Origin of the sequence: Streptomyces sp. NPDC005866, assembly GCF_040629895.1 — a bacterium.
Lineage (GTDB): Bacteria > Actinomycetota > Actinomycetes > Streptomycetales > Streptomycetaceae > Streptomyces.
Genome location: NZ_JBEXWP010000029.1, coordinates 74,946 through 91,430, shown reverse-complemented (window position 1 = coordinate 91,430; position 16,485 = coordinate 74,946). Strand labels below are relative to the sequence as shown.

Annotated in this window: 18 protein-coding genes; 14 read left to right on the top strand and 4 right to left on the bottom strand. The window is 70.5% G+C overall.

Going from position 1 to position 16,485, the window contains the following annotated elements:
• Positions 1 to 8: 8 nt before the first annotated feature.
• The 13 genes from ABZ396_RS33710 to ABZ396_RS33650 all read left to right on the top strand — a co-directional run bounded on the left by ABZ396_RS33710 (position 9) and on the right by ABZ396_RS33650 (position 11,532).
• Positions 9 to 1,343, top strand: coding sequence for a hypothetical protein (locus ABZ396_RS33710; RefSeq protein ID WP_358922924.1), 1,335 nt, complete (start codon positions 9 to 11; stop codon positions 1,341 to 1,343).
• Between the two features lie 43 nt (positions 1,344 to 1,386).
• A complete protein-coding gene (locus ABZ396_RS33705; RefSeq protein WP_358922926.1) occupies positions 1,387 to 1,977 on the top strand; it encodes a GNAT family N-acetyltransferase in 591 nt (196 codons plus the stop codon).
• 92 nt (positions 1,978 to 2,069) lie between these two features.
• Positions 2,070 to 2,153 carry a putative leader peptide gene (locus tag ABZ396_RS33700; protein WP_309500612.1) on the top strand — a complete coding sequence of 28 codons (84 nt, stop codon included), beginning with the start codon at positions 2,070 to 2,072 and terminating at the stop codon, positions 2,151 to 2,153.
• 127 nt (positions 2,154 to 2,280) lie between these two features.
• On the top strand, positions 2,281 to 3,978 hold the full coding sequence (locus ABZ396_RS33695; protein WP_358922928.1) for a nitrite/sulfite reductase: 1,698 nt from the start codon (positions 2,281 to 2,283) through the stop codon (positions 3,976 to 3,978).
• Positions 3,975 to 4,154: a hypothetical protein gene (locus tag ABZ396_RS33690; RefSeq protein WP_358922929.1), complete on the top strand. Its 180-nt coding sequence runs from the start codon at positions 3,975 to 3,977 to the stop codon at positions 4,152 to 4,154. Before ABZ396_RS33695 ends, ABZ396_RS33690 begins: the two co-directional genes overlap by 4 nt.
• A complete protein-coding gene (locus tag ABZ396_RS33685) occupies positions 4,151 to 4,870 on the top strand; it encodes a phosphoadenylyl-sulfate reductase (RefSeq protein ID WP_358922931.1) in 720 nt (239 codons plus the stop codon). The genes ABZ396_RS33690 and ABZ396_RS33685 overlap by 4 nt, the downstream gene beginning before the upstream one ends.
• Positions 4,867 to 5,499 (top strand): adenylyl-sulfate kinase, encoded by a 633-nt coding sequence (gene cysC, locus ABZ396_RS33680; protein WP_358922933.1) that lies wholly within the window; start codon positions 4,867 to 4,869, stop codon positions 5,497 to 5,499. The genes ABZ396_RS33685 and cysC overlap by 4 nt, the downstream gene beginning before the upstream one ends.
• Positions 5,496 to 6,434 carry a sulfate adenylyltransferase subunit CysD gene (gene cysD, locus ABZ396_RS33675; RefSeq protein ID WP_358922934.1) on the top strand — a complete coding sequence of 313 codons (939 nt, stop codon included), beginning with the start codon at positions 5,496 to 5,498 and terminating at the stop codon, positions 6,432 to 6,434. Before cysC ends, cysD begins: the two co-directional genes overlap by 4 nt.
• A gap of 2 nt (positions 6,435 to 6,436) precedes the next feature.
• Positions 6,437 to 7,774, top strand: a complete 1,338-nt coding sequence (locus ABZ396_RS33670; protein ID WP_358922936.1) for a GTP-binding protein — start codon at positions 6,437 to 6,439, stop codon at positions 7,772 to 7,774.
• A 222-nt stretch (positions 7,775 to 7,996) separates the two neighbouring features.
• Positions 7,997 to 9,100 carry an aliphatic sulfonate ABC transporter substrate-binding protein gene (locus ABZ396_RS33665; protein ID WP_358922938.1) on the top strand — a complete coding sequence of 368 codons (1,104 nt, stop codon included), beginning with the start codon at positions 7,997 to 7,999 and terminating at the stop codon, positions 9,098 to 9,100.
• 35 nt (positions 9,101 to 9,135) lie between these two features.
• Positions 9,136 to 9,921, top strand: a complete 786-nt coding sequence (locus ABZ396_RS33660; protein WP_358922940.1) for an ABC transporter ATP-binding protein — start codon at positions 9,136 to 9,138, stop codon at positions 9,919 to 9,921.
• Complete coding sequence (locus tag ABZ396_RS33655; protein ID WP_358922942.1) at positions 9,908 to 10,786, top strand: ABC transporter permease; 879 nt, start codon at positions 9,908 to 9,910, stop codon at positions 10,784 to 10,786. The genes ABZ396_RS33660 and ABZ396_RS33655 overlap by 14 nt, the downstream gene beginning before the upstream one ends.
• Before the next feature lie 8 nt (positions 10,787 to 10,794).
• Complete coding sequence (locus ABZ396_RS33650; protein ID WP_358922944.1) at positions 10,795 to 11,532, top strand: sirohydrochlorin chelatase; 738 nt, start codon at positions 10,795 to 10,797, stop codon at positions 11,530 to 11,532.
• A 284-nt stretch (positions 11,533 to 11,816) separates the two neighbouring features.
• Here the strand turns inward: ABZ396_RS33650 and ABZ396_RS33645 are convergent, their stop codons facing one another.
• Positions 11,817 to 12,368 (bottom strand): DUF1697 domain-containing protein, encoded by a 552-nt coding sequence (locus ABZ396_RS33645; protein ID WP_358922946.1) that lies wholly within the window; start codon positions 12,366 to 12,368, stop codon positions 11,817 to 11,819.
• A gap of 642 nt (positions 12,369 to 13,010) precedes the next feature.
• Here ABZ396_RS33645 and ABZ396_RS33640 point away from each other — a divergent pair.
• A complete protein-coding gene (locus ABZ396_RS33640) occupies positions 13,011 to 13,184 on the top strand; it encodes a hypothetical protein (RefSeq protein ID WP_358923009.1) in 174 nt (57 codons plus the stop codon).
• Positions 13,185 to 13,331: 147 nt separating this feature from the next.
• Here ABZ396_RS33640 and ABZ396_RS33635 read toward each other — a convergent pair whose 3' ends face one another.
• Genes ABZ396_RS33635 through ABZ396_RS33625 form a run of 3 tightly spaced genes read right to left on the bottom strand, consistent with a single transcriptional unit; the run spans position 13,332 to position 16,356 of the window.
• Positions 13,332 to 14,612 (bottom strand): sugar ABC transporter substrate-binding protein, encoded by a 1,281-nt coding sequence (locus tag ABZ396_RS33635; RefSeq protein WP_358922948.1) that lies wholly within the window; start codon positions 14,610 to 14,612, stop codon positions 13,332 to 13,334.
• Entirely contained in the window at positions 14,612 to 15,445 is an 834-nt protein-coding gene (locus ABZ396_RS33630; RefSeq protein ID WP_358922949.1) for a carbohydrate ABC transporter permease, read from the bottom strand. Before ABZ396_RS33630 ends, ABZ396_RS33635 begins: the two co-directional genes overlap by 1 nt.
• Positions 15,442 to 16,356, bottom strand: a complete 915-nt coding sequence (locus ABZ396_RS33625; RefSeq protein WP_358923007.1) for a sugar ABC transporter permease — start codon at positions 16,354 to 16,356, stop codon at positions 15,442 to 15,444. The genes ABZ396_RS33630 and ABZ396_RS33625 overlap by 4 nt, the downstream gene beginning before the upstream one ends.
• Between the last annotated feature and the right edge of the window lie 129 nt (positions 16,357 to 16,485).

Below are 16,485 nucleotides of genomic sequence, written 5' to 3'. Positions count from 1 at the left end.
GAGGAGACATGAAGCATCGCGGCAGACACCGGCGACGCAGGCACGGCGCGGCACTGCGCGCCGCCCTGGCCGGGACCGCGCTGGCGCTCACCGCGACCGCCGCGATCGTCAGCGCCTCGCAGGCCACGGTCGCCGAGGACCCGGGCGCACTGAAGCCACTCACCTCCACCGCCGACACCGCCCGGCTGCGGCTTCGGGAACACCTCGTGCCGAGCCGCTCGCTGGACCGGCTCGCCTCGGCGATGGGCGGCACGGTCGGGGTCGCCGACGTCCTGGCCAGCGCCGACCACAGTCTGCGCGAGGCGGCCGACTGCGACTCCGGGGACCGGGAGTCGCTGCCGGTCACCCCGGCGCCCACCCAGGCGTACTGCTGGGACCCCGCCGACACCCTCACCGACGACTGGCGGCCGGCCTCGGTGACGACCTCCTCCGACGCGGACGACGACGGCCTGTGGGGCGCCAACCGGGTCGTCCTGGCAGGCTGGACGCACAGCACCTCCTCCGGCCCCGCCGCCTCCCGGGGCCTGGCCAGGGTCGCGGTCGTGAACGCGAACGACCCGGCCCACCCCACCTACTCCTGGGTTCTGCTGACCGTGCCCAGCGCCGAAGGCAGTACTTACCGGGGCCTGACGTCGCAGATCGCCGGCATGGCCTGGTACGAGGACAAGCTGCTGGTCACCACCGCCCCGGGCAGCGCCGACGCGCTCTACGTCTACGACCTCAACCGCATCCAGCGCACCTCCGTGATGACCGAGGCGATCGGCCGGGTGCCCGGCGGCTGGTCGGCCGGCGGCCTCCGGTACGTGATGCCCGCCGTGGCCTCGTACCGGTACACCGCCGGAGCCTGCTCCGAGGCCGGGGCGCCCTGTCCGAGCGCGCTCTCCGTGGACCGCGGGACGGCCCCGGACAGTCTGGTCCTCGGCGAGTGGACGCCCGCCGGCGGCGATCAGCGGGCCAGGCTGTGGCGGTACGCGTTCGACGAGAACCCGCAGCATGCCGGACCGCTCGCCACCGGTGTCCCGGGCCGGGCGGACGCGGTCGAGGCATACCGGACCGAGGCCTCCGAGATCCGGGGCGTCCTGTCGTACCGCCCGCCGGGTGCGACCGCCCCGGAGTGGTACGTCGGCCACCTCCCCGGCGCCATGGCCGGCCACGGCAGCCTGTGGCGGCAGGACGCTCAGGGCGCCCGGGCGGCCCGTTGCGGCTCGGACACCTCGCACCGCTGCTGGGCGGAGGGCACCGGCTCGCTCTCCTACGCCCCCGACACGGGCCGGGTGTGGTCGGTCACGGACCGGATGCTGTTCTCGGTGCAGCTGCGCTCGATCGACGCGTCACTCGGATAACGGACATCGACACGGCCGGGGCCGGGATGATTGCCTGGCCCCCATGAGCAGCGCCGTCGTGACCACCTGGTCCCTGGAGCAGACGTCCTCGGCCGACCTCCTCCCGGCCGCCGCGCCGGAGGGCGACACGGTCAGGATCGTCCGCTCCGAAGTCCCCTCCCCCGAGTTCAGCCGCTTCCTGTACGCCTCGGTCGGCGGTGACATCCGCTGGACCGACCGGCTGAGCTGGACGTACGCCCGGTGGCGGGAGCACCTGGAGCGGCCGGGCGTGGAGACCTGGGTCGGATACGACCGCGGGACCCCGGCGGGCTACGTCGAGCTGGGACCGCAGGACGACGGGGTCGTGGAGATCCTCTACTTCGGGCTGATCCCGGCGTTCCGGGGCCGCCGGATCGGCGGTCACCTGCTCTCGTACGGCACCGCACGCGCCTGGGACCTGGCGGAGCGGTGGGCCGAGCGGCCGCCGACCAAGCGGGTGTGGCTGCACACCTGCAGCCTGGACGGCGAGCACGCGATGGACAACTATCAGCGGCGGGGCTTCAAGCTCTTCGACACGAAGGTGGCGGAGGAGCCGGACGTCCCGGCGCCGGGACCCTGGCCGGGTGCCCACCCGGAGGCACGCCCGGGCGCGTGACCCACGCCACCCCGTCTCAGTATTCAGAATAGATTCGTCCGAATCATGGACGATGGTGGACTGGTCAGAGATCCGCGTGACACGCTTCCGTCATGTCTGGAACTGGGATCGCCTTGGTGAGTCGGCGGCACGTCGACCTCGGCCGCATGTCCAGCGCCATCTGTCCGGCGGGCTGAGAGCACAGCACCGCCGCCCTTTCCTGTCCAGACCTCCCCCTTGCGCGACGTTGCGCAGGTATGCCCCCATGCGCCCGCCCGCGCAGGTCTGAGCCGCTTCCCGCCTGTCCCGAAGGACGTATCCACCATGGCCGCCACCCCGCAGAACCCTGCCGCCTCCGCGCCCCGCCGCAAGGTGAGCCGTCACCGTGGCGAGGGTCAGTGGGCTATGGGTCACTACACCCCGCTCAACGGCAACGAACAGTTCAAGAAGGACGACGACGGTCTCAATGTGCGGACACGCATTGAGACGATCTACTCCAAGCGCGGCTTCGACTCGATCGACCCCAATGACCTGCGCGGACGTATGCGCTGGTGGGGCCTGTACACGCAGCGCAAGCCCGGCATCGACGGCGGCAAGACGGCCATCCTGGAGCCGGAGGAGCTGGACGACAAGTACTTCATGCTGCGGGTGCGGATCGACGGCGGCCGGCTCACCACCCAGCAGCTGAGGGTGATCGGCGAGATCTCGCAGGAGTTCGCGCGGGGCAGCGCGGACATCACCGACCGGCAGAACATCCAGCTGCACTGGATCCGCATCGAGGACGTGCCGGAGATCTGGAACCGGCTGGAGGCCGTCGGCCTGTCCACCACCGAGGCCTGCGGCGACACCCCGCGTGTCGTCCTCGGCTCGCCGGTCGCCGGCATCGCCGAGGACGAGATCATCGACGGCACCTGGGCCATCGACGAGATCCACCGGCGTTACATCGGCAGCCAGGAGTTCTCCAACCTGCCGCGCAAGTTCAAGTCCGCGATCTCCGGATCGCCGGTGCTCGACGTGGTGCACGAGATCAACGACATCGCCTTCGTCGGTGTCGAGCACCCCGAGCACGGCCCCGGCTTCGACCTGTGGGTCGGCGGCGGCCTGTCCACCAACCCGAAGATCGGCGTCCGGCTCGGCGCCTGGGTGCCGCTGGACGAGGTCCCGGACGTCTGGGCCGGTGTCATCGGCATCTTCCGGGACTACGGCTACCGGCGGCTGCGCACCCGTGCCCGCCTGAAGTTCCTGGTCGCCGACTGGGGCGCGGAGAAGTTCCGCCAGGTGCTGGAGGACGAGTACCTCGAGCGGAAGCTCGTCGACGGCCCCGCCCCCGCCGAGCCCCTGCAGCGCTGGCGCGACCACGTCGGTGTGCACCGGCAGCAGGACGGCAACTTCTACGTCGGGTTCGCCCCGCGCGTCGGCCGCGTGGACGGCGCCACCCTGGCGAAGATCGCCGACCTCGCCGAGGCCCATGGCTCGGGCCGGGTGCGGACCACCGTCGAGCAGAAGATGATCATCCTCGATGTCACGGAACCGCAGGTCGATTCGCTGGTCGAGGCCCTGGGGGCGCTGGACCTGACCGCCAGGCCGTCCTCGTTCCGGCGCGGCACCATGGCCTGCACCGGCATCGAGTACTGCAAGCTCGCCATCGTCGAGACGAAGGCGCGGGGCGCCTCGCTCATCGACGAGCTGGAGCGCCGGCTGCCCGAGTTCGACGAGCCGCTGACCATCAACCTCAACGGCTGCCCGAACGCCTGCGCCCGCATCCAGGTCGCGGACATCGGTCTCAAGGGCCAGCTGGTCCTCAACGACCAGGGCGAGCAGGTCGAGGGCTACCAGGTGCACCTGGGCGGCGCCCTGGGCCTGGAGGCCGGTTTCGGCCGCAAGGTCCGCGGTCTCAAGGTGACCTCGGAGGAGCTGCCGGACTACGTGGAGCGGGTGCTCAAGCGCTTCCAGGCGGAGCGCGAGGACGGCGAGCGGTTCGCCGCCTGGGCGTCCCGCGCCAGTGAGGAAGATCTCTCATGAGCGAGCGGGCCGCCCCCTTCTACTGCCCCTACTGCGGTGACGAGGACCTGCGTCCGAACGAGCAGGGCCACGGTGCCTGGGAATGCGCGGCGTGCAACCGCGCATTCCAGCTGAAGTTCCTCGGGCTGCTCGCCCGGGGGCTGAAGCACTCCGATGCTGGAGGGGAAGACATATGACCACAGCTCAGGAAGACCGCACCACCGACGAGTTGAAGGCGCTGGCCGAACAGGCGGGCCATGACCTCGAAGACGCCTCCGCCCTGGAGATCCTCCAGTGGGCGGTGGACACCTTCGGCAAGGGCTTCTGCGTGACCTCCTCGATGGAGGACGCGGTGGTGGCCCATCTGGCGTCGCGCGTCCAGAAGGGGGACGCCATAGTCGATGTGGTCTTCCTCGACACCGGCTACCACTTCCCGGAGACCATCGGCACCCGGGACGCGGTCGAGGCCGTGATGGACGTCAACGTCATCACGCTCACCCCGCGCCAGACGGTCGCCGAGCAGGACGCGGAGTACGGGCCCAAGCTGCACGACCGCGACCCCGACCTGTGCTGCCGGCTCCGCAAGGTCCTGCCCCTGGAGCGGGGCCTTGAGAACTACTCGGCCTGGGCGACCGGGCTGCGCCGCGACGAGTCGGAGACCCGGGCGAACACCCCGGTCGTCGGCTGGGACGAGAAGCGGCAGAAGGTCAAGATCTCCCCGATCGCCCGCTGGACCCAGGACGACGTGGACGCGTACGTCGCCGAGCACGGCGTACTGACCAACCCCCTGCTGATGGACGGCTACGCCTCCGTCGGCTGCGCCCCCTGCACCCGTCGGGTGCTGGAGGGCGAGGACGCGCGCGCCGGCCGCTGGGCGGGGCGGGCCAAGACCGAATGCGGCCTGCACGGATGACCGCGCAGGCCTTCCGGGCGAACGCCGAGACGCACATTGCGACGACCACCACGACGACGACCGACACGACCACCGACACACAGGAGAACCACGTGACGACCGGAGCCACCGTCTGGCTCACGGGTCTGCCGAGCGCCGGCAAGACCACCATCGCGTACGAGCTGGCGGCCCGGCTGCGCACGGAGGGCCACAGCGTCGAGGTGCTCGACGGCGACGAGATCCGCGAGTTCATCTCGGCGGGCCTCGGCTTCAGCCGCGAGGACCGGCACACCAATGTGCAGCGCATCGGCTTCGTCGCCGAACTGCTGGCCCGCAACGGCGTCAAGGCGCTGGTCCCGGTGATCGCCCCCTACGCGGACAGCCGCGACGCGGTGCGCAAGCGCCACGAGGAGAACGGCACCGCCTACGTCGAGGTGCATGTGGCGACGCCGGTCGAGGTGTGCTCCGTACGCGATGTGAAGGGTCTGTACGCCAAGCAGGCCGCCGGTGAGCTGACCGGGCTCACCGGGGTCGACGACCCGTACGAGGAACCCGAGACGCCCGATCTGCGGATCGAGTCGCAGCACCAGACCGTGCAGGAGTCCGCGGCGTCCGTGCACTCCCTGCTCATCGAGAGGGGACTGGCATGACGACGACCGTGGTGACCCATGAGGAGGGCACCGGCACCCCGTACGCCCTGTCCCACCTGGACGCGCTGGAATCCGAGGCGGTTCATATTTTCCGCGAGGTGGCGGGCGAGTTCGAGCGGCCGGTGATCCTGTTCTCCGGCGGCAAGGACTCCATCGTCATGCTGCACCTGGCGCTGAAGGCGTTCGCGCCGGCGCCGGTCCCCTTCTCGCTGCTGCACGTGGACACCGGGCACAACTTCGGCGAGGTTCTGGAGTACCGCGACCGTACGGTCGAGCGGCACGGGCTGCGGCTGCACGTGGCCTCCGTGCAGGACTACATCGACCGGGGCGTGCTGCGCGAGCGGCCCGACGGAACCCGCAATCCGCTCCAGACCGTGCCGCTGACGGAGAAGATCCAGAGCGAGAAGTTCGACGCGGTGTTCGGCGGCGGCCGCCGGGACGAGGAGAAGGCCCGCGCCAAGGAGCGGGTGTTCTCGCTGCGGGACGAGTTCTCCCAGTGGGACCCGCGCCGCCAGCGCCCCGAGCTGTGGAACCTCTACAACGGGCGGCACGCGCCCGGCGAGCATGTCCGGGTCTTCCCGCTCTCCAACTGGACCGAGCTGGACGTCTGGCAGTACATCGCCCGCGAGGGCATCGAGCTGCCGCAGATCTACTTCGCGCACGAGCGTGAGGTGTTCCAGCGGGGCGGCATGTGGCTGACCGCCGGTGAGTGGGGCGGCCCGAAGGACGGCGAGACCGTCGAGAAGCGCCAGGTGCGCTACCGGACCGTCGGTGACATGTCCTGCACCGGCGCCGTCGACTCCGACGCCGGCACGCTGGACGCCGTGATCGCCGAGATCGCCGCCTCCCGGCTCACCGAGCGCGGCGCCACCCGCGCCGACGACAAGCTCTCCGAGGCCGCGATGGAAGACCGCAAGCGCGAGGGGTACTTCTAAAGATGAGCACGACCACCACGGAACTCGGCCTGACCGAGGCCACCCTGCTGCGTTTCGCGACCGCGGGCTCGGTCGACGACGGCAAGTCCACCCTCGTCGGACGGCTGCTGCACGACTCCAAGTCGGTCCTGACCGACCAGCTGGAGGCCGTGGAGCGCGCCTCGGCCTCGCGCGGGCAGGACGCACCCGACCTGGCGCTGCTCACCGACGGGCTGCGCGCCGAGCGCGAACAGGGCATCACCATCGACGTGGCCTACCGCTACTTCGCCACACCCAGGCGGCGGTTCATCCTCGCCGACACGCCCGGCCATGTGCAGTACACCCGCAACATGGTGACGGGTGCCTCCACCGCCGAGCTGACCGTGGTCCTGGTCGACGCCCGCAACGGCGTCGTCGAGCAGACCCGCCGGCACGCCGCGATCGCCGCCCTGCTGCGCGTCCCGCATGTCGTCCTCGCCGTCAACAAGATGGACCTGGTCGGCTACCAGGAGGCGGTCTTCGCCGGGATCGCGGAGGAGTTCACGGCGTACGCGACCGAACTGGGCGTCCCCGAGGTCACCGCGATCCCGATCTCGGCGCTCGTCGGCGACAACGTCGTGGAACCGTCCGCGAACATGGACTGGTACGGCGGCCCGACCGTCCTGGAGCACCTGGAGACCGTCCCGGTCAGTCACGACCTGGCGCACTGCCACGCCCGGCTGCCCGTCCAGTACGTGATCCGCCCGCAGACCGCGGAGCACCCGGAGTACCGGGGCTACGCCGGCCAGATCGCCGCCGGTACCTTCCACGTCGGCGAGCCGGTCACGGTCCTGCCGTCCGGCCGTACGACGACGATCTCCGGCATCGATCTGCTCGGCAAGCCGGTCGACTCGGCCTGGACGACCCAGTCCGTGACCCTCCTGCTCACCGACGACATCGACGTCTCGCGCGGCGATCTGATCGTGCCCACCAAGGACGCCCCGCCGACCACCCAGGACGTCGAGGCGACCGTCTGCCATGTGGCCGACCAGCCGCTGAGCGTCGGGCACCGGGTGCTGCTCAAGCACGGCACCCGCACGGTCAAGGCGATCGTCAAGGACATCCCGTCCCGGCTGACGCTCGCCGACCTGTCGCTGCACCCGCATCCGGGGGTGCTCGTCGCCAACGACATCGGCCGGGTGAAGATCCGTACCGCCGAGCCGCTGCCCGTCGACTCCTACGCCGACTCGCGCCGCACCGGCTCGTTCATCCTGATCGACCCCGCCGACGGCACCACGCTCACCGCGGGCATGGTCGGCGAGTCGTTCGCCACCCCCGAGCCCGTCAAGGACGAGGCCGAGGACGACGGGTGGGACTTCTGACATGAACTCCACCGACTTCTATTCGACGTTCGCGAAGGAGGGCGGCCGCGTAGGCAGCGGCGCGCTCGGCAGCGGGCAGGGCGGAGTGGCGCGATGTGTGCGCTGACGTACGCGCACTGCTTGCGCGCCCTCACCCCCCACCGCCGTAGACGCAGACCTGCCGACCTCCCGGCCACGACCTGAGAGACCGTGACCGCCGGGCCTCCGAGAGGAACACCTCCCGTGCCTGCAACAACCGCCCTCCGCCGCAGTCTCGCGGTGATAGTCGCACTCCCTCTTCTCGCCCTCGCCTCGTGCGGTTACGGGTCCGACGCCCAGAAGGGCGACACCGCCAAGGTCGCCGCCGGGGCCAAGAAGATCGACGGCCTCGACACCGTCAAGATCGGCTACTTCGGCAACCTGACCCACGCGACCGCGCTGGTGGGCAACCAGAAGGGCTTCTTCCAGAAGGAGCTCGGCGCCACCCAGGCCAAGTACGCGATCTTCAACGCCGGCCCCTCGGAGATCGAGGCGCTCAACTCCGGCTCCATCGACATCGGCTGGATCGGCCCCTCCCCGGCGGTCAACGGCTACACCAAGTCCAACGGCACCGACCTGAAGATCATCGGCGGTTCGGCGTCGGGTGGCGTCAAGCTCGTCGTCAACCCCAAGAAGATCAAGTCCCTGAAGGACGTCAAGGGCAAGAGGATCGCGACGCCTCAGCTGGGCAACACGCAGGACGTGGCGTTCCTCAACTGGATCGCCGACCAGGGCTGGAAGGTCGACGCGCAGAGCGGCAAGGGGGACGTCACGGTCGTCCGCACGGACAACAAGATCACCCCGGACGCCTTCAAGTCCGGCTCCATCGACGGCGCCTGGGTGCCGGAGCCGACCGCGTCCAAGCTGGTCGCCCAGGGCGGCAAGGTGCTGCTCGACGAGTCCACGCTGTGGCCCGACAAGAAGTTCGTGATCACGAACATCATCGTGTCGCAGAAGTTCCTCAAGGCGCACCCGAAGGTCGTCGAGGCCGTGCTGAAGGGCTCGGCCGAGACCAACAAGTGGATCAACGCCAACCCTGACCAGGCCAAGGCCGCCGCGAACAAGCAGCTGGAGGTCGACTCCGGCAAGGCGCTGCCCGCCGACGTCCTGAACCCGGCGTGGGAGTCGATCCAGTTCACCGACGACCCGCTGGCCTCCACCCTCAACACCGAGGCCGAGCACGCCGTCAAGGCCGGTCTGCTCACCGACCCGCTGCTGAAGAACATCTACGACCTGACGATCCTCAACAAGGTCCTCAAGGCCGACGGCGGGACCACGGTCGACGCCGCCGGTCTCGGCAGCAGCTGACCACGGTCCCGACGCGTTCCCAGGAGGTGACGACCATGGCCACGACCACGACACTCGCCAAGGCCGGCGAGTCGGTGGAGCACGCGGCACGCATTGAGCATGTCTCGAAGTCCTTCGCGACTCCCGGCGGGCAGCAGCTCGTCCTGGACGACATCACGCTCGATGTCGCCCCGGGCGAGTTCGTCACCCTCCTGGGGGCCTCGGGCTGCGGCAAGTCCACGCTGCTGAACCTGGTGGCGGGGCTCGACCGGCCCACCGCGGGCTCCATCGCCACTGACGGGCGGCCCGCCCTGATGTTCCAGGAGCACGCCCTGTTCCCGTGGCTTACCGCGGGCAAGAACATCGAACTCGCCCTGAAGCTCAGAGGGGTTCCCAAGAACGACCGCCGCGCCAAGGCCGAGGAACTGCTCGAACTGGTCCGGCTGAAGGGCGCGTACGGCAAGCGCGTCCACGAGCTGTCGGGCGGTATGCGCCAGCGTGCGGCACTGGCCCGCGCACTCGCCCAGGAGAGCAACCTGCTGTTGATGGACGAGCCGTTCTCGGCCCTGGACGCCATCACCCGGGACGTGCTGCACGACGAGCTGACCCGTATCTGGCAGGAGACCGGGGTCTCCGTCCTGTTCGTCACGCACAACGTGCGCGAGGCGGTGCGGCTCGCCCAGCGGGTGATCCTGCTGTCGTCCCGCCCGGGCCGGATAGAGCGCGAGTGGACGGTCGGCATCCCGCAGCCGCGCCGGATCGAGGACGCGCCCGTGGCCGAACTGTCCCTCGAGATCACCGATGTACTGCGTGGGGAGATCCGCCGTCATGGCCAGCACTGAGACGACGCCGGTCAAGGACGCCGGAAGCGTCGAGGCGGGCCTCGACGCACTGGAGACGTCGATCACCGGCCGCCCGACCTTGCGGCAGACCCTTGGCACCAAGGTCCTGCCGCCGGTCATCGCGCTCGCCGTGGTGATGGTCGCCTGGTACATCCTGTACCCGGTCGTCGACGACCCGACCAAGCTGCCCTCGCCGGGCGCCGTGGGCAGCGCGTTCAAGGGCGCCTGGCTGAGGGGCGAGCTGCTCGGCTACATCTGGACCAGCGTCAGCCGCGGCCTCCTCGGTTTCCTCTTCGCTCTCGTCATCGGCACCCCGCTGGGTCTGCTGGTGGCGCGGGTGAGGTTCGTGCGCGCCGCGATCGGCCCGATCCTGTCCGGCCTGCAGTCGCTGCCGTCGGTGGCGTGGGTGCCGCCGGCCGTGATCTGGCTGGGCCTGAACAACTCGATGATGTACGCGGTGATCCTGCTCGGCGCGGTCCCCTCCATCGCCAACGGACTCGTCTCCGGTGTCGACCAGGTACCGCCGCTGTTCCTGCGCGCCGGGCGCACGATGGGCGCGACGGGCGTCAAGGGCATCTGGCACGTCACCCTCCCGGCGGCGCTGCCCGGCTATGTGGCGGGCCTGAAGCAGGGCTGGGCGTTCTCGTGGCGCTCGCTGATGGCGGCGGAGATCATCGCGAGCTTCCCCGACCTCGGCGTGGGCCTCGGCCAGCTCCTGGAGAACGCACGCACCGCCAGCGACATGGCCATGGTGTTCGAGGCCATCATCCTGATCCTGTTCGTCGGTATCGCGATCGATCTGCTGATCTTCAGCCCGCTGGAGCGCTGGGTGCTGCGCAGCCGCGGTCTGCTGGTGAAGAGCTGAGGTCTGACATGCGCAAGCCGGTCCTCGTCGTCATCGCCCACGGCAGCCGCGACCCGCGGCATGCGGCGACCGTGCACGCCCTGGTACGGCGGGTACGGTCGCTGCGGCCCGGGCTGCGCGTGGAGACCGGCTTCCTGGACTTCAACATCCCGTCCGTGCACGGGGTACTGGAGTCGCTGGCGGCGGAAGGCGTCCGTGACGTCGTGGCGCTGCCGTTGCTGCTGACCCGCGCCTTCCACGCGAAGGCGGACATCCCGGCCGTACTGCGGGACGCGCCGGCCCAGCTGCGGATCCGGCAGGCGGAGGTGCTCGGCCCGTCCCCGCTGCTCCTGGCGGCCCTCGAACGCCGGCTGCACGAGGCGGGCCTGACACCCGCCGACAAGCCCTCGACCGGGGTCGTGCTGGCCTCGGCGGGGTCCAGCGACCCGGAGGCGATCGCAGTGATCGCAGAAATCGCGCGGGAGTGGCGGCACACCGGTTGGTGCGCCGTGCGGCCTGCGTTCGCCTCCGCATCCCTCCCGCGCACCGAGGACGCGGTACGGGAGCTGCGGGAGCTCGGCTGCACCCGGGTGGCCGTGGCTCCCTACGTCCTCGCCCCCGGATTCCTGCCCGACCGGATCGCGCGGGGCGCGGCGGAAGCTGACGTGCTGGCCGAGGTGCTCGGCCCGGCGCCGGAGGTGGCGCGGGTGCTGCTGGAGCGGTACGACGCGGCGCGCACCCCCGCCCTGGCGGCCGTGGGCGCCTGAGCCGTCCGGCGCTCCGTCCGCAGGGCGCCCTCGGGGTTCGCGGTCCGGCGCTCCCCTGTGACGTCGGACCGCGAACGGCGGGCCCACGGCGGGCTCTCACGAGCGTCGCTCCCGTGGCGCCGGCCCTTACTTCAGCGTCACGATCGGCGAACGTGTCACACCAGGGGCTTTGCCGGTTCGGTTTCACAACGACTTGCCCCTATTGGGCAGTTGACCCGGGCGGCCGCGGTGCCCCGTGCCTGCCGGCCCGGGGCCCACTGATCACGGGTGGCCCTCGTGACAGGTCAGGCTCCCCCGGCCGTGAGCTCCACCAGTTTGACGACCGTGTTCCAGTTCCGGGTCGTGGCGATCAGTCCCTTGTTGATCTGCCGCCGGGACAGCGCCTCCGCCAGCTTGGAGCGGCCGAGGCCGTCCGGGGCGTACAGGTACAGCGCGCGGTCGCCCAGACGGAACTCCTCGGGGAGGTGGACGGCGGGGTCCATGGCCGCGAAGCGCTCCGGGGTGACCGGCCCGGAGAAGTAGGTGACGTGCAGTTGCCTGGCCTCCAGTTCGGCGGCCGGGAACGGGCAGGCCTCGGCGATCGCCTTGAGATAGGCGTGGTCGCGGACGAGCACGTCCACGGAGAAGCCGAACCGTTCCTCGATCGCCTTGGTCAGCTCCGCGGCCAGGGACTCGGCGTCCCCGTGGGCCGCGGCGAAGACGGCCTGTCCGCTCTGGAGATAGGTCTGTACGGAGTCGTACCCCAGCCCGGTCATCAGGCCGCGCAACTCGGCCATCGGCAGCCTCTTCCTGCCGCCCACATTGATCCCGCGCAGCAGCGCCGCATACGTCGTCATTCGAACACCTTAGAACGGCCGTCGTGCCCCGTGGGGGCGGGCACGACGGCCGTGCCGGGCATGCCCGGCTGCCCGAAACTCTGGCCGATCGGACCGGCCCGGATCAACTCCTACACGCACCTGTGACTTGTTCAACAAGGTTCTGCAATCACAAAGAGGATCCCCGTCGTCGGAAGGGGCATCCCTGATCATCACCCCCGAGATGGGTCGATAGATGTAGGGGCCCGGCATCCTCCTCGGCGGTGACGGCCCCGGCCGCCGCACTTCACCGGACAGCACGAGGAGTCGGTCTTGCCCGGCCCATAGCTTCGAATCGAACGAAGGAAGTCGTGAAGACATCGTGGCGGCCGGGGCCGTCACCGCACACGAGGGGGCAATCCCGTCATGGGGAACGGAGAGACGCGGGTGCGGGGCCTGGCCGCCCGGGCCGGCGGCTGGAGCGCCCGGCATCGAATGGGCCGCCGTCGGCACAGGACCGCCTCCGCGGCCGGCTCTTGATCCCCGCGTCGTCGATGATCTTCGCCGCGGTGTGGGTCTCGCCCTTGAGCTGGTCGCTCTCGGCGACGTCGACCCGGCCGGCCGGCGAGCCGGACCAGCGCGCTGCGGCCGTCCTTCGAGATCGTCCCGGTGGCGTAGGGCGAGGTGATCTCCGAGAACGCGGTGGCCGGGGTGCAGAAGGTGCACGACACGCTGCGGATCGCGGAGATCGGCGGCGCCAGCATGAACAAGCAGTATGACGACCCCTTCGGCAACGACTTCCATCGGGCCGAGTACTCCGCCGTGCCGGCGGCTGGCTGCGCCGGCTGCCGGACCTGACCCACGACGAGTCGCCGGAGCCCCGGTGGCGCCGCCGGTGACACGGGCCGAGCAGGACCGGCTGCCCGTCTGAGTTCCGGCAACACCCCCTGACGCAGCGTCCGTTGGTCTCCGGGGGAGCCAACGGGCCCTGTTCCTTTGTCCGGTTCATCGCTGGTAGCGGGCCAGCACCAGGTTGCCGTCCTTCTCCAGGCGGTGGCGGAGTTCGTCGAGGCCGATGGCTCCGCTGTAGTACTCCTGGAGGGCGGGGGTGGCCACCTTGTCCTTCCACTCCGGGTAGCCGCGGACCGTCTGGGCGGGGGCCGGGCTGAGGTGGCCGGCCAGGGCAGTGCCGGTGGCCCAGCCGTACTTGGCGGTGTGCAGGGCCGGGTCCTTCAGGGCCTCGGTGCCGGTGGGCAGCATCCAGTCGCCGAGGGCGAGCCGGACCATGTTCTTCGGCCGGAGCAGGAAGTCGATGAACTCCGCCGCCTCCTTCTTGTGCGGGCTGTCCTCGGCGATGGACAGCGTCTGCGGGCTGACGCCCTGGGCGAGTCCGTCGGTGCCGGCCGGGGCGGGCAGCACCTCCCAGTCGAAGCCCTTCGGCGCCTGCTGGACGATCTGCTGACGGTAGGAGAAGCCGAGGGGGACCATCGCGTACTTGCCGCCGAAGAGGCCCGGCAGGGTGTCCGAGCCGCCGCTGCCCAGCGTCGAGCCGGGTGCGCTGTGGTCGGTGCCGACCTGGTCGTGGACGGTGCGCGGCACGACTTGGTCGGCGGCCTCGAAACGCACGGTCACCTTGCCGTCCGCGGCCCGGTGGAAGAGCTGTCCGCCCGCCGACAACGACAGGTTGAGCGTGGCGGAGACGGGCTCCTTGAGCGGCCAGGCGACACCGTACCTGCCGTCGCCGCTGAGCTGCTCGGTGATCTGCCGGAACTCCTCCCAGCTCCAGGGGTGTTCGGGCGTCGGTATGCGCACTCCTGCCTTCGCGAGCCAGGTGGTGTTGGCGATCAGCACCCGGGGTTCCTGGAGGAACGGCACGCCGTAGACGCCGTCCCCGAAGGCCGTCGTCTCCCAGCTTCGCTGCGGTATGCCGGACCTGAGGCGGGCGGGCAGCAGGCCGGTCAGGTCGGCGAGATAGCCGCCGTAGGCGAAGTCGGCGAGGTCGTCGGAGGCGTCGTGGATGATGTCCGGGGCCTCACCGCCCTCGAAGGAGGTGAGCAACTGGTCGTGGACGCTGTCCCAACTGCCCTGCACATACTCGACCTTGACGTCCGGGTGAGTGGCGTTCCACTCCTTCACCAGCTCCTTGTTGGCGGCGACCGACTCCTCCTGCCAGGCCAGGGACTGGAAACGGAGGGTGATCGGACCGCCGGTGCCCTTCCCGTCGGCCGAGCAGCCCGCGAGCAGGAGAAGAAGGACGACGAGTGCCGTGGTGGCCCTGGTCCGCATCAGCTCTTCACCGCCCCGGTGAGCATGCCGCCCGTGATCCGCCGCTGGACGAGCGCGAAGACGACCAGCGAGGGCAGCGTGGCCAGGAAGGCGGCCGCGGCGAGGGGTCCCAGGTCGGCCACGCCCTCCGCGCCGATGAAATGGGTGAGGACGACCGGCAGGGTCTGTTTCTCCGGTGTCTTCAGCAGCACCAGCGCGAAGAAGAACTCGTTCCACGCGGTGACGAAGGCGAACAGCCCGGTCGCCACGATCCCGGGGGCCAGCAGCGGTGCCGTCACCGACACCAGCGTCCGCAGCCGCCCGGCCCCGTCCACGGCCGCCGCCTCCTCCAGTTCGACGGGCACCGCCCGGACGTATCCGACGAGCATCCACAGCGCGAACGGCAGCGCCCACACCACGTACACCATCACCAGCCCGAACAGGGAGTCGATCAGCCGCAGATTCTTCAGCACCAGGAACAGCGGGATGATCACCAGTACGAACGGGAAGGCCTGGCTGACCACCACCCACCCGGTGGCCGCCCGGGAGAGCGCACCCCGGCGCCGGGCCATGACGTACGCCATCGGGGTCGCGAGCAGTACGGCGATCAGCGCGGCGCCGAGCGCAGCGAGCAGGGAGTTGAGACCGGCGCGCAGCAGGGGCTGTTCGTCGAAGGCCTGGCGGAAGTTGGCCAGGGTCGGATGCCGGGGGAGCCAGGTGGGGTGCAGACTGCCCAGCTCGGTCGGCGGCTTGAAGGCCGTGGAGAGCAGCCACAGCAGCGGGAAGGCCAGGAAGACGAGGTAGGCGAGCAGGGCCGCGTACTGGGCGACGCGGGCGCCGGTGCTTGTCTTCACGCGTCCTCGCCTCCCCGCAGCCGGCCCGCCAGGAAGACGGCAAGCAGCACCGCGATCACCGCGACCATCACACAGCCCATCGCCGCCGCGTAGCCGAACTGGCCGTAGCGAAAGGCCTCTTCGTAGGCGAACAGCATCGGCAGCCGGGTCCTGCCGCCGGGGCCGCCGCTGGTCAGGACGTAGACCAGGGCGAAGGAGTTGAAGTTCCAGATCAGGTTGAGCGCGGTGATGGCCAGGGCGACGGGTCTGAGGGCGGGCCAGGTGACCGTGCGGAAGCGGCGCCAGGCGCCCGCGCCGTCCACCGCCGCCGCCTCGTGCAGTTCGCGCGGGGTGTTCTGCAGCCCGGCGAGCAGGGCGACCGTGGTCTGCGGCATCCCGGCCCAGACACCGACGACGATCACGGCGGGCAGCGCGGTGCCGAGGCCGCTCAGCCAGTCCCGGCCGTCGCCGAGGCCCAGGTCGCGCAGGGTCTCGTTGAGGATCCCCGCGTCCGGGTTGTAGACCAGCCGCCACATGATGCCGACGACCACCTCGGGCATCGCCCAGGGCACGATCGCCAGAGCGCGGGCCAGCCAGCGCAGCCGTAACCCCTGGTTGAGGAGGAGGGCGAGGCCGAGGGCGAGCAGGAACTGGGGCACGGTCACACCGAAGGCCCAGACGAGGCCGATCCGGAACGACTCCCAGAAGAGCGTGTCGTGCAGAAGGTCCTGGAAGTTGAGGCCGCCGATCCACCGGGTGGCCGCGGTCCGGCCCGACTGGGCGTCGGTGAACGCCAGCAGGATCCCGTAGAGCAGCGGGCCGACGCTCAGTACGAGGATCGGGATCAGGGCGGGCAGGACCAGGAACCAGGCGCCGTGGCCGGTCACGCGTGAGGCGGCCGGCCGCCTCACGGTCGCCACGTTCGTCACCAATGCCACGTCTTCCCCCTTTGCGCGGCCCGGTCGGGCCTGGTCATGGTCGTGAAGGCAGGGTGTCCCGTCAAGGCACCGCGCACACGGTCCGACCTCCGTGGATGCGAGACTGACCGGCGGATGGCGAGA